Annotated in this window: 22 protein-coding genes and 1 pseudogene; 8 read left to right on the plus strand and 15 right to left on the minus strand. The window is 64.5% G+C overall.

The window, feature by feature from the left end:
* The first annotated feature begins 549 nt into the window (after positions 1 to 549).
* Positions 550 to 2,142, plus strand: a complete 1,593-nt coding sequence (locus KAQ61_RS06590; protein ID WP_244983007.1) for a sensor domain-containing diguanylate cyclase — start codon at positions 550 to 552, stop codon at positions 2,140 to 2,142.
* Between the two features lie 516 nt (positions 2,143 to 2,658).
* On the opposite strand, the pseudogene KAQ61_RS06595 reads toward KAQ61_RS06590, so the two are convergent.
* The 4 genes and pseudogenes from KAQ61_RS06595 to lexA all read right to left on the minus strand — a co-directional run.
* A pseudogene (locus KAQ61_RS06595) lies at positions 2,659 to 3,096 on the minus strand (universal stress protein); the annotation flags it as partial.
* A gap of 365 nt (positions 3,097 to 3,461) precedes the next feature.
* The gene (locus KAQ61_RS06600) at positions 3,462 to 3,641 is read right to left on the minus strand and encodes a hypothetical protein (protein WP_210930871.1); all 180 of its coding nucleotides are present in this window, start codon (positions 3,639 to 3,641) and stop codon (positions 3,462 to 3,464) included.
* A gap of 155 nt (positions 3,642 to 3,796) precedes the next feature.
* On the minus strand, positions 3,797 to 4,060 hold the full coding sequence (locus KAQ61_RS06605; RefSeq protein ID WP_154162810.1) for a hypothetical protein: 264 nt from the start codon (positions 4,058 to 4,060) through the stop codon (positions 3,797 to 3,799).
* 105 nt (positions 4,061 to 4,165) lie between these two features.
* Entirely contained in the window at positions 4,166 to 4,837 is a 672-nt protein-coding gene (lexA, locus tag KAQ61_RS06610; protein ID WP_043377811.1) for a transcriptional repressor LexA, read from the minus strand.
* A 72-nt stretch (positions 4,838 to 4,909) separates the two neighbouring features.
* Between lexA and KAQ61_RS06615 the strand changes: the two genes are divergently transcribed.
* Entirely contained in the window at positions 4,910 to 5,866 is a 957-nt protein-coding gene (locus KAQ61_RS06615) for an asparaginase (RefSeq protein ID WP_210930873.1), read from the plus strand.
* 153 nt (positions 5,867 to 6,019) lie between these two features.
* On the opposite strand, the gene adk is transcribed toward KAQ61_RS06615, so the two are convergent.
* From adk to KAQ61_RS06645, 6 genes are all read right to left on the minus strand, one after another.
* Positions 6,020 to 6,676, minus strand: coding sequence for an adenylate kinase (gene adk, locus KAQ61_RS06620; RefSeq protein WP_042418237.1), 657 nt, complete (start codon positions 6,674 to 6,676; stop codon positions 6,020 to 6,022).
* 404 nt (positions 6,677 to 7,080) lie between these two features.
* Positions 7,081 to 7,842, minus strand: coding sequence for a 3-deoxy-manno-octulosonate cytidylyltransferase (gene kdsB / locus KAQ61_RS06625; RefSeq protein WP_210930875.1), 762 nt, complete (start codon positions 7,840 to 7,842; stop codon positions 7,081 to 7,083).
* Positions 7,843 to 7,847: 5 nt separating this feature from the next.
* Positions 7,848 to 8,030 (minus strand): Trm112 family protein, encoded by a 183-nt coding sequence (locus tag KAQ61_RS06630; RefSeq protein WP_042418233.1) that lies wholly within the window; start codon positions 8,028 to 8,030, stop codon positions 7,848 to 7,850.
* Between the two features lie 7 nt (positions 8,031 to 8,037).
* Entirely contained in the window at positions 8,038 to 9,075 is a 1,038-nt protein-coding gene (gene lpxK, locus KAQ61_RS06635; protein ID WP_210930877.1) for a tetraacyldisaccharide 4'-kinase, read from the minus strand.
* A 14-nt stretch (positions 9,076 to 9,089) separates the two neighbouring features.
* Positions 9,090 to 9,512 carry an ExbD/TolR family protein gene (locus tag KAQ61_RS06640; protein WP_043378141.1) on the minus strand — a complete coding sequence of 141 codons (423 nt, stop codon included), beginning with the start codon at positions 9,510 to 9,512 and terminating at the stop codon, positions 9,090 to 9,092.
* A gap of 19 nt (positions 9,513 to 9,531) precedes the next feature.
* Positions 9,532 to 10,164: a MotA/TolQ/ExbB proton channel family protein gene (locus tag KAQ61_RS06645; protein ID WP_183301562.1), complete on the minus strand. Its 633-nt coding sequence runs from the start codon at positions 10,162 to 10,164 to the stop codon at positions 9,532 to 9,534.
* A gap of 170 nt (positions 10,165 to 10,334) precedes the next feature.
* Here KAQ61_RS06645 and xseA point away from each other — a divergent pair, with 170 nt between their 5' ends.
* From xseA to KAQ61_RS06660, 3 genes are all read left to right on the plus strand, one after another.
* Positions 10,335 to 11,654, plus strand: a complete 1,320-nt coding sequence (gene xseA, locus KAQ61_RS06650; protein WP_210930879.1) for an exodeoxyribonuclease VII large subunit — start codon at positions 10,335 to 10,337, stop codon at positions 11,652 to 11,654.
* A gap of 261 nt (positions 11,655 to 11,915) precedes the next feature.
* On the plus strand, positions 11,916 to 12,500 hold the full coding sequence (locus tag KAQ61_RS06655; protein WP_210930881.1) for a superoxide dismutase: 585 nt from the start codon (positions 11,916 to 11,918) through the stop codon (positions 12,498 to 12,500).
* 343 nt (positions 12,501 to 12,843) lie between these two features.
* Positions 12,844 to 15,078 carry an NADP-dependent isocitrate dehydrogenase gene (locus tag KAQ61_RS06660; RefSeq protein ID WP_210930883.1) on the plus strand — a complete coding sequence of 745 codons (2,235 nt, stop codon included), beginning with the start codon at positions 12,844 to 12,846 and terminating at the stop codon, positions 15,076 to 15,078.
* Between the two features lie 108 nt (positions 15,079 to 15,186).
* On the opposite strand, the gene KAQ61_RS06665 is transcribed toward KAQ61_RS06660, so the two are convergent.
* Positions 15,187 to 15,678, minus strand: coding sequence for a DUF192 domain-containing protein (locus KAQ61_RS06665; protein WP_081889011.1), 492 nt, complete (start codon positions 15,676 to 15,678; stop codon positions 15,187 to 15,189).
* A gap of 111 nt (positions 15,679 to 15,789) precedes the next feature.
* On the opposite strand from KAQ61_RS06665, the gene icd reads away from it, so the two are divergent.
* Entirely contained in the window at positions 15,790 to 17,049 is a 1,260-nt protein-coding gene (gene icd / locus KAQ61_RS06670) for an NADP-dependent isocitrate dehydrogenase (RefSeq protein WP_210930885.1), read from the plus strand.
* Between the two features lie 102 nt (positions 17,050 to 17,151).
* Entirely contained in the window at positions 17,152 to 18,582 is a 1,431-nt protein-coding gene (locus tag KAQ61_RS06675) for an MFS transporter (RefSeq protein WP_244983008.1), read from the plus strand.
* 6 nt (positions 18,583 to 18,588) lie between these two features.
* Here the strand turns inward: KAQ61_RS06675 and KAQ61_RS06680 are convergent, their stop codons facing one another.
* The 3 genes from KAQ61_RS06680 to KAQ61_RS06690 form a co-directional block, all read right to left on the minus strand.
* A complete protein-coding gene (locus KAQ61_RS06680) occupies positions 18,589 to 21,162 on the minus strand; it encodes a chemotaxis protein CheW (RefSeq protein WP_210930887.1) in 2,574 nt (857 codons plus the stop codon).
* A gap of 305 nt (positions 21,163 to 21,467) precedes the next feature.
* A complete protein-coding gene (locus KAQ61_RS06685; protein ID WP_045266760.1) occupies positions 21,468 to 22,019 on the minus strand; it encodes an NUDIX hydrolase in 552 nt (183 codons plus the stop codon).
* Between the two features lie 8 nt (positions 22,020 to 22,027).
* The gene (locus KAQ61_RS06690; RefSeq protein WP_210930889.1) at positions 22,028 to 22,726 is read right to left on the minus strand and encodes a fumarylacetoacetate hydrolase family protein; all 699 of its coding nucleotides are present in this window, start codon (positions 22,724 to 22,726) and stop codon (positions 22,028 to 22,030) included.
* A 77-nt stretch (positions 22,727 to 22,803) separates the two neighbouring features.
* Here KAQ61_RS06690 and pgeF point away from each other — a divergent pair, with 77 nt between their 5' ends.
* On the plus strand, positions 22,804 to 23,643 hold the full coding sequence (pgeF, locus tag KAQ61_RS06695; protein ID WP_244983009.1) for a peptidoglycan editing factor PgeF: 840 nt from the start codon (positions 22,804 to 22,806) through the stop codon (positions 23,641 to 23,643).
* Here pgeF and KAQ61_RS06700 read toward each other — a convergent pair.
* Entirely contained in the window at positions 23,560 to 23,877 is a 318-nt protein-coding gene (locus tag KAQ61_RS06700) for a hypothetical protein (RefSeq protein ID WP_210931762.1), read from the minus strand. The genes pgeF and KAQ61_RS06700 overlap by 84 nt on opposite strands.
* Between the last annotated feature and the right edge of the window lie 163 nt (positions 23,878 to 24,040).

A 24,040-nucleotide genomic window follows, 5' to 3' on the forward strand; every position in this document is an offset into this window, starting at 1 on the left:
GTGGCTGCGCGGTGTACACACCCAGTGGCTCCGTGGTGATTGACCCCGGTGCTGGCGGCGGCCATGGTGGTTTCTGTCCACCGGGTCAGGCCAAAAAAGGCAATTGCTGAAGCCGGCAGGCCCTTGCCTTAAGCCCTGGGACATGTCCCAGGCTGTCTGAGGCAGGTTGGTCTTCCCAACCAACAGCGCACCGTGGACACATCTGTTTCGCACGGCGCAATCTCTGCAGCCGCCCGGTGTATGCCGGGCGGTTTCTTTTTGTGCAAAAAATGGCCGTGACGCTGATTGCGCCAGCGTGAAAAGCTATGGAATTGGGAGCTTGGATGCAGCGTTGGGTGCGCAGCCAGTGCATGGCCTGCAGCAAGTACGCGGCAGTGCCTCGCCGGGGCACAGCACAAATGGCCGGTTCGGGTGAAGCCTCGTTGAGGCGGCGCATGTTTTGCGTGCGCCCTGAGGCCGGTGAACCGTAGCCGCGAATGTAAACTTTGCCGGGGTCGTTCGATGTTTTGCTGCGGTGCTGTGGGACTGCAGATGTTTAAGGTTGCTGTCTTGGATAAAAACAATTTTTCTGTGGATTTGCGCAAGCTCATTTTGATGCTCTCCATTGTCAGTGGGCTTGTGATTGTGGTCAGTGCTTTCTATGCAGCCTACAGCGTGCAACGGCAGCAGCTGATTCAGGCCTCGCTGGCGAACAACTATGTCTATGCGGACAAGCTGGCAAAGACGACCGATGATTTTCTCGGCTCAGCGCAGCAGCAGCTGATGTTTTCCGCCGCTGTTCTGTCGGGCAAACTGCATGACAAACCGACCCTTGCCTCGGAGGTCGACAGAATCAGGTTGCAGACGGACAGTTTTAATTCGGTCTTGATCGTGGATGTGACCACCGAGGTGCTGGCCACTTCTCCGGAAGCCTTGCAAATCACCGGCTTGAAACTCAGTACCCCTGGGGTGCTGGAGTCGATCCGCAAACGGGCCCCGGTCATCAGCAATCCTTATGTTTCGACAGCCGGCAATTTGCTGATCTTCATTTCGCACCCCATTTTTTCAGAGAATGGGGATTACCTGGGATTTGTCGCCGGCACGGTGTATCTGAAAAAAAAGAGTGCGCTGCACCGTTTACTGGGCGAGCATTATCACAAGGATGGTTCCTATATCTACGTGGTCGACCAGAACCGACGCCTGATCTACCACCCGAATGCGGCCAGGCTGGGCAAGACCGTCGACAACAATCCGCTGATCGACAGGCTGGTGCAGGGGGATGAAGGCGAGTCCATCATCGTCAACAGCGAAGGGGTTGAAATGCTCACCGGATTTGCGATTGCACGCACCACCGGATGGGGGGTGGTCGCACAGCGGCCCATGCGTGCCGCGCTGGCGCCGCTGGATAATCTGATGCAGCAGGTGGTCTACAAGACGCTGCCCGCGGTGATTCTGTGTTTTGTGGTGATTGTGTGGTCTGCCAAGAAAATATCGATGCCGTTGCGCATGCTGGCCGATGGCGCGCAACGCATGAATGACGATGGAACCGAGAAAAATATCCAGAATGTGAAGTCCTGGTATTTTGAAGCCCAGGAGCTCAAGAAAGCCATGCTCCTGGGGGTCGGGCTGTTGCACGGAAATATCAGGAAACTGCGAGAGGATTTGCACAAGGATCCGCTGACAGGGCTCGGTAATCGCAGGAGTCTGGATGCGGCACTCCGGAAATTCAAAAGTCTGCAGATGGATTTTTCCGTGCTTTCCATCGATATTGATTATTTCAAGACAGTCAACGACACCTATGGCCATGATGTCGGTGACATGGTGCTGCAGCATTTGGCGCAGTTTCTATCGCACATCTGCCGTGTGGATGATGTGCCCTGCCGCGTGGGTGGGGAGGAGTTCGTTATCTTGCTGCCCGGCACCCAGAAGGTGGACGCAGCCAAGATTGCAGAAAGACTCCGGCAAAACGTGGAAGCGACAGAAATTCCTGTGGTCGGCAAGATCACGATCTCCGTGGGCATCTCCTGCTACCCACAAGATGCACGCGATGTGTTGGCGGTGTTCAAACACAGCGATGAGATGTTGTACCAGGCCAAACGCTATGGGCGCAATCGGGTGGAAGTCTTCCAGCCCGAGTGTCCAGATGCCGAAACATCCGCCTGAGCCGTGTTGCATGCTGCGCACCCATGAGCGACGCTAAGCCAGCGCAGCGATACGCTTTGCCAGTCGCTGCGTTGGGAGTCGAGTGGGCTGTCGTGTTTGGTAGGAAGCGGCGGCTGGCTCGTCGGTTGGGTGCAGTGTCTGCAGTCGTGGAATCTGTAGAAATTGTGGGCGATGGCTGATCTAATCAACGCGACATGCTCTCGAAAACGGAGCATTGTCTGTCTCTGAGCAAGGAGCAGGCCATGGGGGAACTGGCGCAAGATGTCTGTGTCGCAATGAAAGGATGGGTATGTACCGTGCAATGACCGTGCTCTCCATCATCGGCGTGCTGGCGGCGCTGTACTTTCTCTACCAGTACGGCATGTATTGAGCGAGCGTGGCCAAGTCGCCGTGAAGCGGACTTGGGCGAGCGCTTTGCAGGATGGTGAGGCCCACTGCCGACACCATCGAGGCCGTCCCATCGGCGACGCGGGCATTGGGCCCTGCGCTAGGCTTTTTGCGGCCATGAAAAGCTGAACGGTGCACCAGCACGGGAATGCTGGAATGGGTCAGCACCTTCTGGGTTTCGCTGCCCAGCAACAGTTCGCTGATTCCCTTGCGTCCATGGGAGGCCATGCAGATCAGGTCGCAATCCAAGTCCTGGGCCTGCTTGACAATGGCACGGTAGATGGAGGCGCTAGCCGTGCGGACCGTGGCGCAGGGGACGTTTTGCTCGCGCGCTAAGTGTTCCACGAAGTGCAAGGCTTTGTCTGCGTACTTCTGCACATGTGCATCAAATTCTGCTGCGTTGATGGTCAGCAGGGCTTCTGCACCATAGATCAGCGCGTTGTAATCCGGCATCACGTACAGTGCGGTGACCTTTGCATCCAGTTCGTGCGCCAGGCGGATGCCCGCCCGAACGGCCTCCTTGGAGAGTTCGGAGCCATCGGTGGGGATCAGCAGGTGTTTGAACATGTCCAGTCTCCTGGGTGCCGCGAATGCTGCGTTTCAGACAATCTATTCCAAGGCGGATGTTCCAGCAATCCATGGCGCAGTAGGACGGTGCATTGATGCGCTGCCAGTGCGGCGGTGGTGTTTGGCGGAGGAGGGGATGGCGCGCATCGCCCGTAGGCAAGATGAGCGCGGAAGGCATTCAGAAGTTGCACGCGGCGAGCAGGCCTTCGGCGAGGCCGTTGTGGCACGGCAGTGCATGTGTGGCAGACCAGCAGTGTTGCAAGACTGTGCAGTACCTGCATCAGGTTTGCAGTGCATCCAGCTTTGGCGATTCCAAGTTCTGTGGCCAAACAGGCCTAACCCCCAAAGCTGGCAAGCGACAGATGCTATGGAGTGGAGAGCTTGGCAACCTGTGCACTGAGCAATGGCAGATTGGCCTTGGCGCGCGCCCAGGTCAGGCGCACGTCGGTTTTCTCCGCGGTGCGGTAAATGAAGCTGCGTCCCATCAGGCCACCGCTGCTGGGCAGCGTGGGTTGGCGTGGTGTGGAAGAAGGTGTGTGGCTCATAAGTCCTCCTGTCCGGGCAAGTCATGCAGCAGTTTCATCAGCTTGCGCAGGCATGACACATGTTCGTGTGGGCGTGGGGGCTTGTGTTGGCCGGTCTGGCGATGTTTCTTGTCAGGCGTTTTCCATCGTGCATTGCCAGCCAAGGGCGATGACCATCAGTTGGCTGCGCAGCGCAAGCGGTGGCGGGCCTCCTGGGCTGCCAGTGCTTCCAGGGCCGCACAGACGTCGGCCAGCTTGCCGGACAGGGCAAAGCGTGCCCTGTCGGTATCCTTGGGGCGGCGCATCAGGCGGACGTTGCCGTGGCAGGCGCTGCTGGCCGGCAGCGGCATGGTGAGCGCATGAAACTGGTCCTGGTTACTGGCCACCCGGGGGCGGCAGGTGGATCTGGGCAAAGGCAGTTCACAGTGCAGCGTGGTCATGGTCGATTCCTTGGGGTGGTTGCAGTCAATTACAGGCGATGGCTGTCCCTGCCGCTCTCGAAAGGCAGCATAGACATCCGAAGAAGCACTGGGCGGTGGGTGGTTTTAGAGCAGGAGGCTGTTGCGGATCAGTCCGACCGCCAACCCTTCAATGGCGAAGTTGTCTTCTTCGCCAACCTGGATGACGGGGTAGTCCGGGTTTTCGGGCAGCAGCTCAATGCCGTGTGCCGATTTGCGCAGGCGCTTGACGGTCACTTCGTCACCCAGGCGCGCCACCACGATCTGGCCGTTGCGTGCATCGCGTGTGGATTGCACGGCCAGCAAGTCGCCGTCCAGTATGCCTGCGTCGCGCATGGACATGCCGCGCACCCGCAACAGGTAGTCCGGCTTGGTGGGGAACATGCTGCTTTCCACGGCGAAGCTTTGGTCGATGTGCTCTTGCGCCAGAATGGGAGAACCGGCGGCCACACGCCCGACGAGGGGCAGCAGCAGGGGTTGCATGGCGGTCATGGGCAGATCGAAGTGCGTGCCCCGGGCGGCATTGATGTGGCGCACAGCATCGCTGACGAGGCGGATGCCGCGCGAGGTGCCACTGACCAGTTCCAACACGCCCTTGCGCGCCAGGGCCTTGAGGTGTTCCTCGGCCGCGTTGGCGGAGCGAAAGCCCAGGGTGCGCGCAATTTCAGCCCGGGTGGGCGGTGCGCCGGTGCGGGCAATCGCGTCCTGGATAAGATCCAGAATCTGCTGTTGCCGTGGGGTGAGGGGGGTGTGCTCCATGCCAGTCCTTGTATGGATAACTGATGTTTTATCCAGTACCTGTATTTTTAACCAGTTTTGTGAGGGGCGCAAGTGTCTGAAGGCAGAAAAATCGCTATCTTGGGAACGGGGGGCACCATCGCTGGCCTGGGGGATGCACAGGGCGGTGGCGTGGGCTACCAGGCGGGGCAGTTGGGCGTTGCGCAGTTGCTACAGCCGATTGCGGATCAGGCGGTGCCCCAGGGCTGGTCCCTGGAGCTGGAGCAGGTGGCGCAACTGGACAGCAAGGACATGGATGTCACCGTGTGGCTGCAGCTGGCCCAGGCCTGCCAGCGTTGGCTGCTGCAGCCTGAGGTGGCTGGTGTGGTGATCACGCATGGCACGGACACCTTGGAGGAGACGGCCTGGTTTCTGCAGTGCGTCCTGCAACCGGCCAAGCCGGTGGTGTTGACCTGTGCCATGCGCCCGGCCACGGCCTTGTCTGCCGATGGGCCTGCCAATCTGCGCGATGCCCTGGCTTGCATGGTGCAGGGCCGGGCCGGGGTGTGGGCGGTGGCGGCCGGGCAGGTGCACAGTGCGCAGCAGGTGCACAAGGCCCACCCCTACCGTGTGCATGCTTTCACCTCTGGCGAGGCCGGGCCTGCGGGGTGGGTGGAAGAAGGGCGCATGCGCTGGGCGGGTGGCGGCGAGGCCGCCTTGCCGTGCACCGCTGCATGCAAGGCGTGGCCGGCGGCCGAGGGCTGGCCCTGGGTAGAAATTGTGACCAGCACGGCGGGAGCGCGCCCGGCAGCGGTTGATGCCCTGGTGGCGGCTGGGGTGCAGGGGCTGGTGGTGGCCTGTACGGGCAATGGCTCGGTGCACCAGGCGCTGCAGCAGGCCTTGCAGCGTGCGCAGGACCGTGGGGTGCGGGTCTGGCGCAGCACGCGCTGTGAGCAGGGGCGGATCGTGCAGGCGCAGGGCGAGGAGGATCCGCTGGTCAGCCCACTGAGTCCGCTCAAGGCCCGGATCAGCCTGATGCTGGAATTGCTCCAGCAGACGCACCAAGCCTAGGTGTTGGAGGCTTGTGGGGCCATGCGGGTGCGCGTGGACTGCTATCAACCGGGATGATTGGCCGCCAGGACTTTTGGGCGCAAAAAAGGCTGGTGTCGCCACCAACCTTGTATTTTTTGCGCGCGCGGAGCGTGCTCCGCAGCGGTGGCCTGATCAGGAAGACAGAGCTTGCAGTGCGCGGGCGGTGATGTCTTCCACGCTGCCCATGCCGCTGATGGCGCGGTACTTGGGGGCGGCGGCGGCGTCGGCCTTGGCCCAGTTGCTGTAGTAGTCCACCAGGGGGCGGGTCTGGCTGCTGTACACATCCAGGCGCTTCTTGACGGTTTCTTCCTTGTCGTCTTCACGCTGCACCAGGTCTTCACCGGTCACGTCGTCCTTGCCTTCCACCTTGGGCGGGTTGAACTTGACGTGGTAGGTGCGGCCCGAGGCGGGGTGGCTGCGGCGGCCGCTCATGCGCTCGATGATGGCATCGAAGGGCACGTCGATTTCCAGCACGTAGTCCAGCTTCACGCCGGCGGCCTTCATAGCGTCGGCCTGGGGAATGGTGCGGGGGAAACCGTCAAACAGGAAGCCGTTGGCGCAGTCGGGCTGGGCGATGCGTTCCTTGACCAGGTTGATGATCAGATCGTCGCTGACCAGCTGGCCGGCGTCCATCACGGCCTTGGCTTGCAGACCCAGGGGGGTGCCGGCCTTGACGGCGGCGCGCAGCATGTCACCGGTGGAGATTTGGGGGATGCCGAACTTCTGGCAGATGAAGGCGGCTTGTGTGCCTTTGCCGGCGCCGGGTGCGCCCAACAAAATCAGTTTCATGGAGATCCTCGATATGTAGAAATTCTTGGCGGTGCAACGGCTTTTCTGCAACCGGAAAAGGCTGGCGGCAACCGCTGATATCCGTTCAAGGATAGCACGCGCGCCCTTGTCGATGACTTACAAATCGGGCACGACGGTCCTCGGTGCAGACCCGGGGTGGCGGCTGCCGTGCGGCTTGACAGCGGCGGCAGACAATGCTTGCAGATTATGTGCAAAGCCTGGGGTGGTTATGAAAGCCGTGCATGTCTTGTACAAGACAGGATGTGGCTGATCTGCAAAACAGGAGCGGTCAGCGCACGATGGATGGCGGTTTGCAAATCGAGTTACATGCAAAGCCTTGGTAACCGTGCGCTAACTGCTCTTATTTTTCGTTCAATTTTCAGAAATTTCTGAAAATTGATGGTTCAAGACGGTTGCAGCATGGCGCGCACGCGCGCCAGGTCTTCCGGCGTGTCGACGCCGGCGCCCGGCGCCTGCAAGGTCAGGTGCACGGCGATCTGGTGGCCATGCCACAGCGCCCGCAGCTGCTCCAGCGCTTCCACGCCTTCGGTGGGCGCGGGCGTGAGCTGCGGGAAGTTGCGCAAAAACCCCGCCTTGTATGCGTATATACCGACGTGGCGCAGCGGCGCGAAGCTGCTGTGCGTATCCCACCACTGGGTGCCGGCCTGGTCGCGGTGGAAGGGGATGGGCGCACGGCTGAAATAGCTGGCCAGGCCCTGGGCGTTGCACACCACCTTGACCACGTTGGGGTTCAGGTAGTCGTCCCGGCTGGCAATCGGATGGGCTGCCGTGCCCATGCTGGCGCTGGGTGCACCGGCCAGCACCTGGGCCACAGCGTCGATCAGGGCCGGGTCGATCAGGGGTTCGTCCCCCTGGACGTTGACGACCAGGTCATTGCCATCCAGGCCCAGCAGGGTGCAGGCCTCGGCCAGGCGGTCGCTGCCGCTGGGGTGGTCGGCACGGGTCAGCACGGCGTCGATGCCATGTGCGGCGCAGGCCTCGGCAATCAGCGGGCTGTCGGCGGCCACCACCACGCGCTGGGCGGCGCTTTGGCGGGCCTGCAGGGCCACGCGCACCACCATGGGCAGGCCGGCGATGTCGGCCAGGGGTTTGTTGGGCAGACGGCTGGAGGCCAGGCGGGCCGGGATCAGGACGGTGAAGCTCACGGCGCTCAGGCCTCCAGCTCGCTGTCTTCCAGGGGGCGCGCCTCGTTCTCCAGCAGGATCGGGATGCCGTCGCGCACGGGGTAGGCCAGGCGGGCGCTGTGCGAGATCAGTTCCTGGCGCTCCTTGTCAAAGCGCAGCGGGCCTTTGGTGACGGGGCAAACCAGGAGTTCAAGCAGTTTGGGGTCCATGGGCGTATTAAGGGTTGGTGTTCAATGGGGTCGATGATAGGCACAGCCGCGCGTCCAGCAGGTCGAAATAACCGGGCGCGATGCGCAGGTGCAGCGGCACGGCCAGGGCCTGGGGCACGTGGGGCCACAGCTTGACGGCATCCTTTTCGGTGCAAATCACCTGCAAGCCTAAATCTGACGAGCGTTGCCAGCTTTCAAAATTGTAGTGATCGGGCAGGGCTTCGGTGTGCGCCAGTTCCAGAGACTGTGCGCGCAGCATGGCAAAAAAGTCTTCCGGGCGGGCAATCGCCGCCAGGGCGTGCAGGCGCAGGCCCTGCAGGCCGGCCAAGGGCACGCGCTGGCCGTCGCGCGTCAGGGCGAACGGGGCCAACTGGCGCTGCAAGCCAAAGCAGGGGGTGTCCGCAGGCGTGCCAGCCGGGGGCGTGGCCGCCGCGTGCAGCACGGCGCTGACCGGGCGCGGCCAGGGCTCGCGCAAGGGGCCGGCTGGCAGCAGCCAGCCGTTGCCCACGCCGTCGCTGTTGAACACGCACACTTCCAGGTCGCGCGCCAGGGCATGGTGTTGCAGGCCGTCGTCGCAGACCAGGATGTCGGTGTCGGGGTAGGCGGCCAGCAGGGCGCGGGCCGCATCGATGCGCTGGCGCGCCACAAACACCGGCACGCCGCTGGCGCGGGCCATCAGCAGGGGTTCATCGCCCACCTCCTGTGGGCTGGCGTCGGGGGTGGCTTGGCGTACATCCTGGGTGCTGCGGCCATAGCCGCGCGAGATGATGCCAGGGCGCCGCCCGCGGGCCTGCAGGTGGGCCACGGTGGCCAGGGTGACCGGGGTCTTGCCCGCGCCGCCGGCAATCACGTTGCCGATCACGACCACGGGCACGCCGGGGTGCTGGGCCCGGCGCAGGCCCCAGGCATACAGCGCGCGCTGCAGGCCGGACAGGGTGCCGTACAGGCCGGCCAGCGGCCGCAGGGCCCAGGCGGCCAGCCCGCGGTGGCGCCAGATGGCGCGCAGCCGGTCCGAGCGGGTGCCCTGGTGGGCGGGTGCGGGCATGCGGCGGGCCTGGCTTATTTGCCCGCGGCGGCGGACTGGGTGGCGAAGGTGATCTGGGTCAGTCCCGCGCGGCGCGCGGCTTCCATGGCGGAAATCACCGACTGGTGGGGGGCGGCCGCATCGGCGCTGATGATGACGATGCTTTCGCCACCCGCCGGGGCGGCGCCGGCCAGCGCACTGGCGATGGCGTCCACCGAGCGGTCTTCCAGCGCGGTCTTGTCGACCGCGTAGCGGCCATCGGCGGCGATGGTGATGATCACTTCCTTGGGGCGGTTGCGCATCTGCTCGGCGTCGGCCGTGGGCAGGGTCAGCTGCATTTCGGTGAACTTGCTGAACGTGGTGCTCAGCATCAGGAAGATCAGCACCACCAGCAGCACGTCGATGAAGGGGATCAGGTTGATCTCCGGTTCTTCCGTGCGTCGGGGGCGAAAGTTCAGTGCCATGGCCAGCCCCGCCTTATTTGCTGCGCAGGCGGCTGAGGTGGCGCACGAACTGCTCGCTGGACAGCTCCAGCTGCAGCACATAGCCATCGACGCGGCTGCGGAAGTAGCGCCAGAAAATCAGAGCGGGAATGGCCACGATCAGGCCGAAGGCGGTGTTGTAGAGCGCGATCGAAATGCCGTGTGCCAGCTGGCCGGGGTTGCCCGTGCCCATGGCGCCCGCGCCGGACTGGGAACCGAAGATCTCGATCATGCCGATCACCGTGCCGAGCAGGCCCAGCAGTGGGGCGGCCGAGGCGATGGTGGCCAGCGCGCTGAGGTATTTTTCCAGGCGGTGGGCCACGGCGCGGCCGCTGGATTCCATGCGTGCGCGCAGCTCGTCCTCGGTGCTCTGGGGGTGGGCGTGCAGTTGCTGCAGGCCACTGGCCAGCACCTCGCCCAGGGCGCTGTTCTGGGCCAGTTGCTGCACCGTGTCCTTGGACGGCAGGCGATCCTTGGACACGGCCATGGCTTCGTCCAGCAACTGGGGCGGTGCCACGCGCGAGGTCTTGAGGGATATGAAACGCTCAAAAACCAGGGCCAGGGCGAAGATGGAACATGCAATAAGAGGCCAGATGGGCCAGCCAGCGGCCTGTATGATCGACAGCAACTTTTTCTCCCGTGCGTATGTTGTGTGCGTGCAGCCGCGCATTATCGCGCAGCCCCTGCGCTGCGCAGTGATCGCAGCGGTGGATTCCGTGCAATTCGCTGCGCCGCCCAGTCTGCACCGGATTGCTGCGGCGGGCTGTTGTTTTCTGCATCCGCCGGATGTTTGTGCCCATGTCCCTCTTTGACCGCCCCTCCGCTGCCACCGCCACATCCCGTGTCTGGGAGGTGGGGGCGCTGTGCCGCGCGATTGCCGACAGCCTGGAGGCGCGCTTCAACCCCGTCAGCGTGCGCGGTGAGATCACGGGTTTTTCCCGCGCGGGCAGCGGGCACTGCTACTTCAGCATCAAGGACGTGGCCGGGCAGCTGCGCTGCGCCATGTTTCGCCGTGCCGCCTCGGCGCTGGACTTTCTGCCGCGCGATGGCGAGCTGGTGGAGGTGCGCGGCAAGCTGGGTGTGTACGAGCAGCGCGGCGAGCTGCAATTGATCGTGGACAGCCTGCAGCGTGCCGGCCAGGGCGCGTTGTTCGAGCAGTTCCTGCGCGTCAAGGCCCAGCTGGAGGCCGAGGGCCTGTTCGACGCTGCGCGCAAGCGGCACCTGCCGGTCATGCCGCGCGGTATTGGTCTGGTGACTTCGGCCGGCGCGGCCGCGCTGCACGATGTGGTGACGGCGCTGCACCGGCGGGTGCCGCACATTCCGGTGCTGCTGGCACCCTCGCTGGTGCAGGGGGCGGAGGCGCCCGCGTCGATCAGCCGGGCCCTGCAGCAGCTGTACGGTCTGGCACAGCGCCAGGGCGAGCCCGGGGTGCCGCCCATCGATGTGATCCTGCTGGTGCGCGGCGGTGGCTCCATGGAAGACCTGTGGGCCTTCAACGACGAGCGCGTGGCACGCACCATCGTGCAAAGCCCGGTGCCCGTGATCAGCGGGGTGGGGCACGAAACCGATTTCACGATTGCCGACTTCTGCGCCGACCTGCGCGCGCCCACGCCCACGGCCGCGGCCGAACTGGTGGCGCAGCCGCGCCAAGTCTGGCAGGAGGGCTTGGCCCTGGTGCAGCAGCGCCTGCAGGATGCCGTGCTGCGCCACATCGACCGCCAGGGGCAGCGGCTGGATGCGGCCACCCAGCGCCTGGGGCGGCCCAGCCAGCACATGGCACAGCAACGCCTGCGGCTGTCGCAACTGGGCCAGCGCATGCGCTACGGAATGCTCATGAAAGTGCAGCGGCAAGCGCAGTCCTATCAAGCGCTAGAGGCTGATTTTTCTCAAAAAACCCAGCGCCAACTGCAGCGCCATCGCCAGCGCCTGGAACAACTGGGCCTGCGGCTGGAGCTGCTGAACCCGCAGCGCGTGCTGGAGCGCGGCTACAGCGTGCTGACCACGCCCAGCGGGCAGGTGGTGTCGCGTGTCGGCCAGGCCCCGGTGGGGGCGGCCCTGAAAGCCCTGCTGGCCGACGGCAGCCTGGACGTGACGGTGACGCAGCCCAAGCTGCTGTGAGCGCCAACGCAGGCCCGATCCGTGCCGCCGGTGTGCCGGGCGGCAGGGGCTGTCCGGGCTTGGTGTCAGGCTGTGGGCTGCTTTGGCTTTGATAGCGAAGGGATTTAAGTTTTAGCTGCACGCCGCCGATCTTCTTCCTACAATGGCTGACACCGCAGGTAGTTTGCGCCACGTCAAAATACACGCGCCCCTTCTCCACGCTGCGCGCAATGTGCAGTGCAGCTTTTCTTCTAACTATTTGAACCACGACGAGGATTCAGCATGGAACACACCCTGCCCCCATTGCCTTATGCGATCGATGCCCTGGCCCCCCACTACAGCCAGGAAACTCTGGAGTACCACCACGGCAAGCACCACAATGCCTACGTGGTGAACCTGAACAACCTGCAAAAGGGCACAGAGTTTGAATCCATGACCCTGGAAGAAATCGTCAAGAAGTCTTCCGGCGGCATCTACAACAACGCAGCCCAGATCTGGAACCACACCTTCTTCTGGAACTGCATGGCCCCCAACGGTGGCGGTGCACCCAGCGGCGCGCTGGCCGATGCCATCAACGCCAAGTGGGGCAGCTTTGATGCCTTCAAGGAAGCCTTCGTGAAGTCGGCCGTGGGCAACTTCGGTTCCGGCTGGACCTGGCTGGTGAAGAAGGCCGACGGTTCCGTGGACATCGTCAACACCGGCGCTGCTGGCACCCCCCTGACCACCGCCGACAAGGCCCTGCTGACCGTGGACGTGTGGGAACACGCGTACTACATCGACTACCGCAACCTGCGTCCCAAGTTCGTGGAAACCTTCCTGAACAACCTGGTGAACTGGAAGTTTGCCGAAACCAACTTCGCTGCCTGACATTAGCCTGTCATCGCGGACCGTGAGGTCGGTCAAGCCCGCTGGTGAAAGCCCGCGGGCTTTTCTTTTACTGCCCTGGTAGATTGCACAGGGGCAAGCACAAAACCCTGTGTGCGTCCATCAGGTCTTATAGAAGACTTTTTCGCTAACTCTTCTACAAGACTTGCGAAAAACTGTGGATCAACGGTTAGAATTTTGCATAGTGGGAGTCCGCTTCAGTCATGCGAAATTAACTGTGGCTTCAGGCACAGGCAAGACCGCTGCGCGCAGTGGGCAACCCGGTCGGGAGCAGGCGACGAAGGCCTATCCACATCCCAGCAATCCATTGAGCCAAAAGCAAGAGATGACAACACAGCAATCCACCATCATCTACACCCTGACGGATGAAGCGCCCCGTCTGGCCACCAGCGCATTCCTGCCCGTCGTGCAAGCTTTCGCTTCCACTGCTGGCGTGAATGTCGAGACCAGCGACATTTCCGTGGCGGCGCGTATCCTGGGCGAGTTCAGCGACCTGCTGCCCGAGAACCAGCGTGTGCCCAACACCCTGGCCGAACTGGGCCAGCTGACGCTGACACCAGAAGCCAACATCATCAAGCTGCCCAACATCTCGGCCTCCGTGGCGCAGCTGCAAGCCGCCATCAAGGAGCTGCAAGGCAAGGGTTACGCCATCCCCGACTACCCCGAGAACCCTGCCAATGACGCAGAAAAGGCCATCAAGGCCCGTTATGGCAAGTGCCTGGGTTCGGCCGTGAACCCCGTGCTGCGTGAAGGCAACTCCGACCGCCGCGCACCTGCGGCCGTGAAAAACTACGCCAAGAAGCACCCCCACTCGATGGCCGAGTGGAAGCAGTGGTCGCAGACCCACGTCTCGCACATGCACGAAGGCGACTTCTACCACGGCGAAAAGTCCATGACCCTGGACAAGGCCCGTGACGTGAAGATGGTGCTGGAGACCAAGTCCGGCCAGTCCATCGTGCTGAAGGAAAAAGTGGCACTCAAGGACGGCGAGATCATCGACTCGATGTTCATGAGCAAGAAGGCGCTGTGCGACTTCTATGAAAAGCAGCTGGACGACTGCAAGGAAGCCGGCATCCTGTTCTCGCTGCACGTCAAGGCCACGATGATGAAGGTCTCTCACCCCATCGTGTTCGGCCACTGCGTGAAGATCTACTACAAGGAAGCCTTCGAGAAGCATGGCAAGCTGTTTGACGAGCTGGGCATCAACGTGAACAACGGCATGTCCACGCTGTACGAGAAGATCGAGACGCTGCCTGCCTCCAAGCGCGAAGAGATCATCCGTGACCTGCACGCCTGCCAGGAACACCGTCCTGCGCTGGCCATGGTGGATTCCGCCAAGGGCATCACCAACTTCCATTCGCCCAACGACATCATCGTGGACGCTTCCATGCCCGCCATGATCCGCCAGGGCGGCAAGATGTGGGGTGCCGACGGCAAGCCTTACGACTGCAAGGCCGTGATGCCCGAGTCGACCTTTGCCCGCATCTACCAGGAGATGATCAACTTCTGCAAGTGGCACGGCAACTTCGACCCCCGCACCATGGGCACCGTGCCCAACGTGGGTCTGATGGCGCAAAAGGCCGAAGAGTACGGCTCGCACGACAAGACCTTCGAGATCCAGGAAGACGGCGTGGCCAACATCGTCGATCTGGCCACCGGTGAAGTGCTGCTGTCGCAGAACGTGGAAGCCGGCGACATCTGGCGCATGTGCCAGGTCAAGGACGCGCCGATCCGCGACTGGGTGAAGCTGGCCGTGACCCGCGCCCGCAACTCCGGCATGCCCGCCGTGTTCTGGCTGGACGCCTATCGTCCGCACGAAGCCGAGCTGATCAAGAAGGTGCAGAAGTACCTGAAGGACCACGACACCACGGGTCTGGACATCCAGATCATGAGCCAGGTGCGCGCCATGCGTTACACCCTGGAGCGCGTGGCCCGTGGCCTGGACACCATCTCGGTGACTGGCAACATCCTGCGCGACTACCTGACCGACCTGTTCCCCATCATGGAACTGGGCACCTCGGCCAAGATGCTGTCCATCGTGCCGCTGATGGCCGGTGGTGGCATGTACGAAACCGGTGCCGGTGGCTCCGCGCCCAAGCACGTGCAGCAGCTGGTGGAAGAGAACTTCCTGCGCTGGGACTCGCTGGGTGAATTCCTGGCGCTGGCCGTGTCGCTGGAAGACCTGGGCATCAAGACCGGCAACGCCCAGGCCAAGCTGCTGGCCAAGACCCTGGACCAGGCCACCGGCAAGCTGCTGGACGAGAACAAGTCGCCATCGCGCAAGGTCGGCCAGATCGACAACCGCGGCTCGCAGTTCTATCTGTCGCTGTACTGGGCCCAGGCCCTGGCGTCGCAGACCGAAGACGCAGGCCTGGCGGCCAAGTTCGCGCCCCTGGCCCAGGCCCTGGCCGAGAACGAAGCCAAGATCGTGGCCGAACTGGGCGCCGTGCAAGGCAAGGCGGCCGACATCGGCGGCTACTACCAGCCCGACCTGTCCAAGCTGGACGCCGTGATGCGCCCCAGCGCCACCTTCAACGCCGCAATCGCTGCGTTGGCCTGAGGGTGAGTTAGGCCCGCTGAAGCTGTTCGGCGGGCCATGAAAAAAAGAGCTGCCAGCGCCTGTGTGGGCTGGCAGCTCTTTTTTTGTGGAATGCTGGGGCGGTGTGCCTCAGGGCTTGAAAGGCGCGCCGGTCAGTTTGGCGCCGGCCTGGATGTGCTTGGATTTGAACCAGCCCTGGTTCATCTCCAGCACGAAGCGCACGGGCTTGGCCGAGCAGTGCGAGTTCTCGTCGTGCGGCTGCATGTCTGCCAAGTTGACAATCGTGCCATCGTCGGCAACGAATGCCGCGGTCAGCGGGATCAGCGTGTTCTTCATCCAGAAGCACTGCACGGCGGGCTGCTCGAACACGAACAGCATGCCTTCGTGTGCCGGCATGCTCTGGCGGAACATCAGGCCGTGCTGGCGGTCGGCAAAGCGCTGTGCCACCTGGGCATCGATGCGGTACATGCCGGCGCGCAGCTCGGTGCGCGGCAGGTGCATCTGGGGTTCGTTCGAGGACTGGGCGTGGGCGCTCAGCGTGGCGGACAGCCAGGCCATCAGGGCCCAGCCAAGGATGCGTCGATGGGGCAATGCGTTCATGCGGCTATTGTGCAGTGTCATGCAGGCGCCTGCGCAAGCCTGGAGCGCGGCACAAGCTCCCCTAGAATAAACCCGCCACACCATGCAAGCCCTGCATGGGCCTTGGAATCAGAGCCCGGAGACCGTCTTTTTATGAGCACCACCACCCACATCCAGATCCCTGCGCACGGCCAGAAGATCACGGTCAATGCGGACATGTCGCTGAACGTGCCGCTGCAGCCCATCATTCCATTCATCGAAGGCGATGGCGTGGGGGGGGATGTCACGCCGGTGATGCGCAAGGTGGTGGACGCGGCCGTGGCCAAGGCCTATGGCGGCGCGCGCCAGATCCAGTGGATGGAGGTCTACGCCGGCCAGAAATCCACGCGCGTCTACGGCCCCGACGTGTGGCTGCCCGAGGAGACTCTGGATGCCGTGCGCGAGTACGTGGTGTCCATCAAGGGCCCGCTGAACACGCCCGTGGGCGGCGGCATCCGTTCGCTGAACGTGGCGCTGCGCCAGGCGCTGGACCTGTACGTCTGCCTGCGCCCGGTGCGCTACTTCAAGGGCGTGCCTTCGCCCGTGCGCGAGCCCGAGAAGACCGACATGGTCATCTTCCGCGAGAACTCGGAAGACATCTACGCCGGCATCGAATTTGCCGCCGGCACCGACAAGGCGCGCAAGCTGATCGACTTCCTGCGCGACGAGCTGGGCATCGACAAGATCCGTTTCCCCGAGACCTCGGGCCTGGGCATCAAGCCCGTGTCCAAGGAAGGCTCGCAGCGCCTGGTGCGCCAGGCCATCCAGTACGCCATCGACCACGACAAGCCTTCGGTCACCCTGGTGCACAAGGGCAACATCATGAAGTTCACGGAAGGCAGCTTCCGGGACTGGGGCTACGAGCTGGCGCTGCAGGAGTTCGGCGGTGAGCTGATCGACGGCGGCCCCTGGGTGCAGGTGCCCAACCCCAAGACCGGCAAGCACATCCTGATCAAGGACAGCATCACCGACGCCTTCCTGCAGCAGGTGCTGCTGCGCCCGGCCGAGTACAGCGTGATCGCCACCCTGAACCTGAATGGCGACTACATCTCGGACGCAGTGGCTGCGCAGGTGGGCGGCATCGGCATTGCCCCCGGCGCCAACATGTCGGGTGCGGTGGCGGTGTTCGAGGCCACGCACGGCACGGCGCCCAAGTACGCCGGCAAGGACTATGTGAACCCGGGCTCCATGATCCTGTGCGCCGAGATGATGCTGCGCCACCTGGGCTGGACCGAGGCCGCGGACCTGATCATCCAGGCCATGGAAAAGGCCATCCAGAGCAAGAAGGTGACCTACGACTTCGCGCGCCTGATGGACGGCGCCACGCAGGTCTCGTGCTCGGGCTTCGGCCAGGTCGTGATCCAGCAGCTCTGAGCCCGCTTCCGGGGCCGCTGCCACCCCGCCAGCCGTGCGGGGTTTTTTTATTACCAAATTGGCTGGAAACGCTGATTCCATCAGTCCTGACAGCTATGCAATATGAGTCTTTCTACTGTGTCCGCAACGCCCGCGCCTGAAGCGCCCGATGGCATGCAGGGGCGTGCCCGCCAACTGGCCATGGCGGTGATCGTGTGCGGCCTGATGCTCTGTGTGCTGGACAGCACCATGCTGAACCTGGCGCTGCCGCAGATGGCGCGCCAGTGGCAGATCGACCCGGCCTACACCCTGTGGGTGGTGAATGCCAACCAGATCGCGTCCCTGGTGCTGCTGCTGCCGCTGGCGGCCCTGGGCGACCGTCTGGGCTACAAGCGCGTGTACCTGTGGGGCATGCTGGTGTTCGGGCTGGCCAGCGTGCTGGCGGCGCTGGCGCCTTCCTTGCCCTGGCTGATCGTGGCCCGGGCCCTGCAGGGCATGGGCATGGCCGGGGCGCTGTGCGTCAACGGCGCCCTGGTGCGGCAGATCTACCCGCGCGGCCTGCTGGGCCAGGGCATGGCGCTGAATTCCATGGTGGTGGCGCTCAGCACGGTCACCGGGCCGGTGCTGGCCGCAGCGGTGCTGACCCAGTTCGACTGGCGCTGGTTGTTCAGCCTGCACCTGCCGCTGTCGCTGTGGGTGTGCTGGCTGGGCCGCAAGGCCTTGCCCCCGCCGCACGCGGGCCGGGCCGCACAGGCGGGGCTGTCCTGGCTGGATGTGGTTTTGAACGTGCTGATGTTCGGTGCCATCTTTCTGGCGCTGGACCGCATCAGCCATTACCAGCCCGGCACCTCCAGCCTGGCCTGGGCGGGGCTGTGGCTGGCGTTGGGCCTGGCCGCGGGTTGCTGGTATGTGCGCCGGCAAAAGCGGCAGGCGCAACCCATGCTGCCGCTGGACCTGCTGCGCATCCCCGTGTTTGCCTTGTCGATGGGGGCCTCCATCAGCGCCTTCAGCGCGCAGACCATGGCATTTCTGGCCCTGCCATTCCTGCTGATCGAAACCCATGGCCTGAGCACCGGGCGCGCGGGCCTGCTGATCAGCGCCTGGCCGGTGGCGCTGGCGGTGGTGGCGCCGCTGGTGGGGCGGCGCATTGGGCGCATTCCAGCCGGGCGCCTGGGGGCCATGGGCATGGCGCTGTTTGCCAGCGGGCTGTGGGCGCTGGCGCTGCTGCCCATCGGCGTGGCAGTCTGGGACGTGGCCTGGCGCATGGCCCTGTGTGGCGCCGGTTTTGCCATGTTCCAGTCGCCGAACAACCACACCATCGTGACCTCGGCCCCGGTGCACCGCAGCGGCGCGGCCAGCGGCATGCTGGGGTCGGCCCGCCACACCGGCCAGGGCCTGGGGGCGGTCTGCCTGGCCGCCTGCTTTGTGCTGTGGCCCGGCACCGAGGGGCTGGCTGAGCAGCGTGCAATGTGGCTGGCCGGCGGTTTTGCCGTGCTGGCGGCCTGCTTCAGCGGACTGCGCCACACACCGGTGGCCCCGCCGCTGCCGCGCTGAGGTCGGTCACTCCACGGCCGGCGTGGCGACGGCCACCTCGCCGGGTTTGCGCTGCAGGGTGTTGAGCAGGCTGTGCGGGTTGACGCACTGCACCAGCAGCGCGCCTTGGTTGGCCTTGATCAATTCGCTGACCAGCATGTCGCCCCCGCCGGTCATGCTGGGGGCGGCGATGATGCTGGCGTGCTCGAAGTGGTGCACGCCATGCAGGGCGCTGACCAGCACGCCCAGCTTGCGCGCGCCGTGTTCCAGCACCACGACCTGGCTTTGTTCCGTCAGCCGGGTGCGCTGGCCCGTGAGCAGCTCGCCCAGATCGAACACCCAGACGTAGCCCGTGACCTGCCCCTGGGCATGGCGCGCCAGCGTGCCCAGGCAATAGGGCAGGCGGCCGGCGGAGACCGGGCTGATGGCCGCTGCGGGCAGGGCTTCCAGCACGGACTCGGCGCGCAGGGCAAACAGCTGGGCACCCACATAGAAGGTGGCCATTTCCACACCGCCGATGCCGCTGCCTGTGCCGTCCACCGCGTGCGCGGCCTGCACCAAGCCGTGGGTGTCGGTTTCCACTTGGCCGAAGGTCTCGATGGACAGGGCCAGCACATCGTCGCTGTAGCCGTCCGTGGTCTTGAACTCGCGGTAGCCGCGCGACACGCTGGCCCCCACGATGCTGTACTGCTGCTGGTGGACCGCGATCACGGCCTCGCTCTGGCCGGCCTGCACCTGCAGCAGCCGCGGGGAGGGCAGCTGCACGGTGCTGCCGGGTGGCGAGGCGGGGTCGGTGCTGGCCAGCACCAGGCCCTGGCGGTTGACGTACAGCGCCTGGTTCTTGGGCTTGCCCACCAGGGCATTGCTCAGCATGGCCTGCATTTCCGGGATGGCGTTGAAGACAATCGCAATGCCGCCCACGGTCACGCTGCTGTCGCCCTCCTGGCGGATGGCGGCGTGGTAGACGTAGGTGGCGCCTTCCGCGCCGGCCTGGGCATCGCTCCAGGGGCTGACGTGGTACTGCTGGCTGTCCTTGAGCTGCAGCACGGCCGCCAGCGTCGCCGGGTCGATGTGCTGCTCCAGCACGCTGTGGCCACTGGCCATGTCGGGGTGGCTGGTGCACAGGATGCGGCCCTGGCGGTCATAGACCATCAGCCGGGTGTAGACGGTGTAGAGGCTGTTGATGTGCTCCAGCACGCGCGTGGCCTGCTCCAGCAGCTCCGCACTGGGAGCACCCTGCGCCGCGGTGTGCGAGAGCAGCTGGCGCAGCACCGGTGACAGTGCCCACCAGCGGCAGTCGTTGGCGCGCTCGTACAGGTTGCGGTCCAGCAGGTCGACCAGCAGCTGGGTCAGCGACTGGCTGTCGCGCAGGCCGGCGCTGAGCACGGTGTCGTACAGGTCGCGGATGGACTGGGTGAACACCACGTTCGTGCGCGCCCCGGTTTCCCCGATCTGCTCCAGCACCGACTTGAGCCGGCTGGAGCCGCCGCGCTGTCCCGCCGTCATGACCTGGCCGTTCCAGACCACGCGGCGGATGGCATCGGCCGCCTTGATGATGTCGTACAGCGGTGGGCAAAAGCTCTTGGCGTGCCCCAGCAGGCCTTGCGCCACATCTTGGGGCAGGTTGTCGATGCAGCGCATGATTTTGGTGCCGAAGGCCTGCTCGATTGGGATCATGACCTGGCCCTTCCACCCCTCTGGCCCCGGGTAGCCCTGGTAATCCGTGGCGGAGACGGTTTGCACCAGGTAGGTGCGACCCGAGTGTGTATACAGATGCGGTGCACCATCCTGGTTGGTGGGCAGCTTCACCCCCAGCGCGATCCAGTCGCTGTCGCTGCTGGCGATGACCCGGTTCTGGGCGTTCAGCAGCAGGGCGACGCTGCGCCCCTGGGCGGCACTGCTGCCGGCAAAGATGCCGGCCATTTCGCCCTCGAAGTCGAAGGACAGGCACAGCACCCCGCAGGGTTCGCCCGTGCTGGGGTGCAGCATGCGCTGGGTGTACAGCAGGGCCTGCTGCTTGTGCGGGCGCAGGTCACAGGCGCGGAAGGTTTCCAGGTAGCCGTCGCTGGCCAGCGTCTGCGCCAGCAGCGGGTCCAGGCTGCCTTCCACGGGCGAGGATTCGTCGATCTGCGCCAGCACCGTGCCCTCGGTGTTGATGAGCATGATCTCGTCGTAGACCGTGTACTTGCTGCGGTATTCGCCCAGCCGTTCCATGATGCCGCGGCCATCGGTGATGCCGGCCACGTAGTTGCACAACGTGCGGTCCGTGGCCAGGAAGCCGACATCGGCGGTGCGTTCGTACAGATTGCGCACCACGATGTCGATGACGTGGTGGGCGCAGGTGGCGATCTCCGACATGACCTCGTGGACCGATTCGGAGACCATGGAGTGCACCAGGTCCAGCTCCAGCCGCTGGAAGCCTTCGCGCGTGGCGGCCATCATGGGCAGCATGCTGTGGGCTTCTTCGGCGCAGTTCATCTTGGCGGAGGATTCGATCAGGCGCCACAGCAGGTTGAGCTCGTGCAAGGATCGTTCGCAGCGTGCGACATCCCGCATGTAGGGGATGAAAGTGTCGATATGGATGTCGTTGTCTCGTGCCATGTCAGCCCTCCTTGCGTGCAATGTGCGGAACGTTCATGAAGTCAGTCCCGCTTCTACTTTTTGAAACGGATGCAAAAGTCGGGCCACGCAAGCCCTGCGCACAGGGGCTGGGTGTCACCAGCCAGACAGCGGTCAAAGCTGAAAGGGGAAGCCGAACGCACGCCTGGCTGCCGGCGTGACAGGGCTTGTGCAAGGGCGCTGCCTGCCTGCCTGCCGTGCCCACGGTCAGGACGTAGGGGGGAGGAGTGCGTCGGGGGCAGCAGGCCCTGGCATGCGACCCTCAGGGGGCAACGCCAGGGGTGGGCTCAGTCGAGGTCGATGCTGTGCACCTGGGTCAGGCCGGCTTGGCGGTCTTCCAGGTAGCGCTGCAGGGTGACGCTGACGGTGCGAAATGCCAGTTCGTCCCAGGGGATGTCGTCGGCATGGAACAGGCGTGCTTCAATCGTTTCATGCCCGGGGTCGAGCATGTCGCTGCGCAGGCGCGCGCAGTAGAACAGGTGCACCTGGCCGACGCGGGGCACGCTGATGACGGAAAACAGCCGGCCCATCTCGATGTCGGCGCCGGCTTCCTCGTCCGTCTCGCGCGCGGCGCCCTGGCTGGCGGTTTCGCCCAGTTCCATGAAGCCGGCGGGCAAGGTCCACTTGCCCCAGCGGGGCTCGATGTTGCGCTTGCAAAGCAGGATGCGGCCATCGTCGGCCACGGGAATCGCCCCCACCACGTTCAGCGGGTTCTGGTAGTGCACGGTGCCACAGCCGGTGCAGATGGCGCGCACGCGCGTGTCGCCATCGTCGGGGATGGCGTGGCGCGTGGCGTGGCCGCAGAGGCTGCAGAACTGGATGGCGGGGCGCTGGTACATGCCGGGCGTCAAGCCGTGATGGATACGCGCAGTGGGGTCAGCCCGGTGATGCCGCCTTCCAGCAGGTCGCCCACCTGCACGGCACCCACGCCTTCGGGGGTGCCGGTCATGATCAGGTCGCCCGGTTGCAGCTCCCAGGCCTGGGACAGGTGTTCGATGGTTTCGGCAATGTTCCAGATCAGCTGACCGATCTGGCTACGCTGGCGGTCTTGGCCGTTGACCTGCAACCAGATGTCAGCCTGTTCGATATTGCCAGCCTGGGCGGCGGGGGTGACAGGGCCGATGGGCGCGCTGTACTCGAAGGCCTTGCCAATGCACCAGGGGCGGCCTTGCTTCTTCATCTCGTTTTGCAGGTCGCGGCGGGTCATGTCCAGGCCCACGGCGTAGCCCCAGATGTGTGCGAAGGCCTCGCTGGCCGGGATGTTCTTGCCGCCCTTGCCAATCGCCACCACCAGCTCAATTTCGTGGTGCAGGTTGCTGGTCAGGCTGGGGTAGGGCATCTGCACGGGGGCATCGCCTGTGGGGGCCACGACCGCGTCGGCGGGCTTCATGAAGAAGAAGGGGGCTTCACGGCCGGTAAAGCCCATCTCCTTGGCATGTTCGGCGTAGTTGCGGCCCACGCAGTAGATGCGGTGCACGGGGAAACGGTCGGTGCTATCAACAATCGGCAACGAGGCCTGGGGGGCGGGGGGGAACGCAAACTGCATGGCAAAACAGACAAAGCGATGGAAGCCGAAAGTGTGCCATGAGTTCTGGCGCCGATTGGGCAGGGTATGCTGCCTGCGTGACTGATACCAAGCATCTTTTGCAGCAATGGCTGCAGCCCGACTGGCCTGCCCTCCCCGGTGTGCAGGCCTTGTTCACCACACGCCAGGGGGGCATGAGCGCGCCGCCATGGGACACGATGAACCTGGGCGACCATGTGGGCGATGCCCCGCAGGCGGTGGCGGCCAACCGCCGGTTGCTGGGCCGCGTGATCCAGGACGCCGCCGACCGGTTGGTGCAGCCGGTCTTCATGCAGCAGGTGCACGGCTGTGGGGTGCAGGTGCTGGAGGAGGGCGTGCCGCAGGCGCAGGCCTTCGACGCCTGTGTCACCGACCAGGTCGGCATGGTCTGCACCATCATGGTGGCCGATTGCCTGCCCGTGCTGATGGCCCATCGCTCGGGCCGGGTCGTGGCAGCGGCGCATGCCGGTTGGCGCGGGCTGGCGGGCCAGGACGGGCATGGTGTCCTGGAGACCCTGTGGCTGGCTTATGCTCGCCAGCTGGGCCTGCCTGCCGATGCTGCACTGGCTGCGCAGACCCAGGTCTGGCTGGGACCGTGCATCGGCCCACAAGCCTTCGAGGTGGGGGAGGACGTTCGGGCAGCGTTCACCGGCCGTGACGCGGGTGCCGGCCCATGCTTTCAGGCGCGTGACGGGGCTCCGGGCAAGTGGATGGCCGACCTGTCGGGCCTGGCCCGGCGGCGGTTGGCGCAACTGGGTCTGGCGCAGCTGTATGGCAACGATGGCACGCCGGCCTGGTGCACGTTCAGCGACGCTTCAAGGTTCTTTTCGCACCGCCGCGATGCCGGCGTCCTCGGCAGTACCGGGCGCATGGCCGCCTGTATCTGGAAGACTCGCTGACGGGGCGGCGGCCGCTTGGGCTGCATCCCAGGCGCGTTGCTCGGCCTCCCTCCGGGCCTTGAGGCGGCGTTTGCGCGCGGGCGTGCCCAGGACGTAAACCAGGATGGACATGGGCAGCAGCCCATACAGCACAAAAGTGATGACGGCTCCCAGGATGCTGCCTTGCGGGCTGGCCGCCTCGGCCAGCGCCATCATCAACGTCACATAGAACCAGGCAATGACAATCAGGTACATCGTTGAAATGTGCCTGACGCAGCACGTCCCTGGGAGATAGTGGGCTTGATTCGCGTCAATGAGCCCGGTTTTTGCTTGGGGCAGGGGCGGCGCTGGATTGCCAGACACATGCTGCTGCGCAACAATCAATCCAGCAGCACAGCACGCACCGTGCTGGCCTGCA

It is taken from the genome of Comamonas aquatica, from assembly GCF_018064205.1.
Taxonomy (GTDB): Bacteria; Pseudomonadota; Gammaproteobacteria; order Burkholderiales; family Burkholderiaceae_C; genus Comamonas; species Comamonas aquatica.

Excerpts from the sequence above, each read along its gene's own strand:
- KAQ61_RS06600 (WP_210930871.1), bottom strand. The coding sequence starts at position 3,641 with ATGAGCCACACACCTTCTTCCACACCACGCCAACCCACGCTGCCCAGC.
- KAQ61_RS06605 (WP_154162810.1), bottom strand. The coding sequence starts at position 4,060 with ATGACCACGCTGCACTGTGAACTGCCTTTGCCCAGATCCACCTGCCGC.
- lexA (WP_043377811.1), bottom strand. The coding sequence starts at position 4,837 with ATGGAGCACACCCCCCTCACCCCACGGCAACAGCAGATTCTGGATCTT.
- adk (WP_042418237.1), bottom strand. The coding sequence starts at position 6,676 with ATGAAACTGATTTTGTTGGGCGCACCCGGCGCCGGCAAAGGCACACAA.
- KAQ61_RS06630 (WP_042418233.1), bottom strand. The coding sequence starts at position 8,030 with ATGGACCCCAAACTGCTTGAACTCCTGGTTTGCCCCGTCACCAAAGGC.
- lpxK (WP_210930877.1), bottom strand. The coding sequence starts at position 9,075 with ATGCCCGCACCCGCCCACCAGGGCACCCGCTCGGACCGGCTGCGCGCC.
- xseA (WP_210930879.1), top strand. The coding sequence starts at position 10,335 with ATGTCCCTCTTTGACCGCCCCTCCGCTGCCACCGCCACATCCCGTGTC.
- KAQ61_RS06655 (WP_210930881.1), top strand. The coding sequence starts at position 11,916 with ATGGAACACACCCTGCCCCCATTGCCTTATGCGATCGATGCCCTGGCC.
- KAQ61_RS06660 (WP_210930883.1), top strand. The coding sequence starts at position 12,844 with ATGACAACACAGCAATCCACCATCATCTACACCCTGACGGATGAAGCG.
- KAQ61_RS06665 (WP_081889011.1), bottom strand. The coding sequence starts at position 15,678 with ATGACACTGCACAATAGCCGCATGAACGCATTGCCCCATCGACGCATC.
- icd (WP_210930885.1), top strand. The coding sequence starts at position 15,790 with ATGAGCACCACCACCCACATCCAGATCCCTGCGCACGGCCAGAAGATC.
- KAQ61_RS06675 (WP_244983008.1), top strand. The coding sequence starts at position 17,152 with ATGAGTCTTTCTACTGTGTCCGCAACGCCCGCGCCTGAAGCGCCCGAT.
- KAQ61_RS06680 (WP_210930887.1), bottom strand. The coding sequence starts at position 21,162 with ATGGCACGAGACAACGACATCCATATCGACACTTTCATCCCCTACATG.
- KAQ61_RS06685 (WP_045266760.1), bottom strand. The coding sequence starts at position 22,019 with ATGTACCAGCGCCCCGCCATCCAGTTCTGCAGCCTCTGCGGCCACGCC.
- KAQ61_RS06690 (WP_210930889.1), bottom strand. The coding sequence starts at position 22,726 with ATGCAGTTTGCGTTCCCCCCCGCCCCCCAGGCCTCGTTGCCGATTGTT.
- KAQ61_RS06700 (WP_210931762.1), bottom strand. The coding sequence starts at position 23,877 with ATGTACCTGATTGTCATTGCCTGGTTCTATGTGACGTTGATGATGGCG.